Annotated in this window: 2 protein-coding genes; both read right to left on the reverse strand. The window is 64.8% G+C overall.

What is annotated here, in order from left to right:
- Positions 1 to 378: 378 nt before the first annotated feature.
- Positions 379 to 1116, reverse strand: a complete 738-nt coding sequence (locus tag AC2CJA_RS26505) for a hypothetical protein (RefSeq protein ID WP_484605189.1) — start codon at positions 1114 to 1116, stop codon at positions 379 to 381.
- Positions 1117 to 1138: 22 nt separating this feature from the next.
- Positions 1139 to 1477: a hypothetical protein gene (locus tag AC2CJA_RS26510; RefSeq protein WP_484605190.1), complete on the reverse strand. Its 339-nt coding sequence runs from the start codon at positions 1475 to 1477 to the stop codon at positions 1139 to 1141.
- Positions 1478 to 1712: the final 235 nt, after the last annotated feature.

Below are 1712 nucleotides of genomic sequence, written 5' to 3' on the forward strand. Positions count from 1 at the left end.
GGTGTAAGACCTCAACGGAGTACTCCGGGCGGGCAGTCGGTGATGAAGCAGAAAACCCCACGGCGCGAGCCGTAGGAATCCCCCTCCTTCAGGAGGGGGAGGAAGTCAAGGCACGACGCTCCGTCACCACCGAAAGCGAGACAGGGCCGTCCACTGGACACACCCGTGGGCGGCGACCGCGTTGAAGGCGGAGCGGACAGCCGCAGGCCCACGGTCGCAGCGGCAGATCTCTCAGCGACGCTGAAGCCTTACGACTGCAGGTGGATGGTCCGACCAGGCCCCAGTCGTGAAGGGCCGCCGTTCGCTCCCGCTGTCGTCAGTACCGCAAGGTCGGTATTGACGACAGCGGGCAGGGCAACACTCACTATTGGGCGCGGCTCAGCCTTTGCGCTGCTGCTCGGCCAGGTGGTCCGCGTGGTCACGCCGCGAACGCCCCCATACGTTGACCGCGGCACCAGGCCCGCGACCAGGCGTGGCTTCCTCTGTTCGCAACTTGGCTGCGACCTTGCGTATCTGCGCGTCATCAGGTCCGCGGTCGAGGTAGAACAGGGACTCGTCCACCGGCTTGTCATCGCCGCCCCAGCGGACCACTCCCTCGCAGTCCGCGAGTATGTCCCGCACCACGAACTCTTGGAGCGGGAAGAGACTGCCCTCGGCGGCTGCGCCGGGTCGGATGCGGACCGCGGTGCCGGAGGCGAGATTCGACTCCGGCTTCGCCATACCCAGACCGTTGCCCCTCTGCCAGCCGGCCAGATCGGGACTGTGGAGCTGTTCGACCTCGTAGTGGAAGCGGCGCACCACGTGGAGCAGGATCGTCTCAGGGTCGCCGATCCAGACCGGCACGCTGAGTCCGGAGCCGGCCACCGCACGGGTCCACACCTGGGAGTTGTGGTCGGTGTTGTCCTGCACTGGCCAGCCGTTGGCCGTGGTCTTGCGCGGCTTCGCAGTGCTCTTCTTTCCTGCGGCCCTCGCCTTGTCGGCGGCCCCGGCCCACGCGGCAGTCGGGCCCGCGAGGCTGATGGTTGCCGTCGTGCCCAGTACGGCTGCGCCTCTGACGACTGTCCGCCGTGCTATTCCGTTCTCCACGCTTCTTCCCTCTCCACTGGTGCTGTTCATGTAGTCCTCGCTGGGTTTTCGTTCAGCCGATTCCGATCCCCACGAAGAAGGGAGCGAGGGTCGCCGTCACACACACCAGCCAGTACAGGTACGGCGGCGGGGCGTCGAGCATCTTGCGCCGCAGCCAGATGTTGACCAGTGCCCAGAGTCCGCCGAAGCAGGCCACTACGGGGACAACGATGACCAGCCAGAGCAGCATCCCGTCGTCCTCGTCCGGATTCCGACTGGTCCAGCCAAGCTCGGCCAGAGGGCCATTGGACAGGACGTACCAGACCAGGAAGATCGGCACGATCGCCGGGATGCCGAGCAGGAGGTTGACCGCCACCGGGACGAATGACTTCCACGGCTGTGTGTTCTTCATAGGTCTCCGTGTCTCAGCTGGCGCGGCTGAGTTTGTTGTAGTTCTCCAGGACGTTGTACAGACCGATCAGCTCACGACCGTATTGTTCGGCCTTATCACCGGTTCCGTTGTAGCGAGCCAGCAATGAGCCCTTCCCAGTAATGGATCATGACGTTGCGTGATCGTTCAGATGGTGCGGTCGTATTCGAGTTGGAGCAGGACGAGGGCTGCGGCGGCGATCTTCGTGATACGGCTG

It is taken from the genome of Streptomyces sp. ATLC9, from assembly GCF_057196705.1.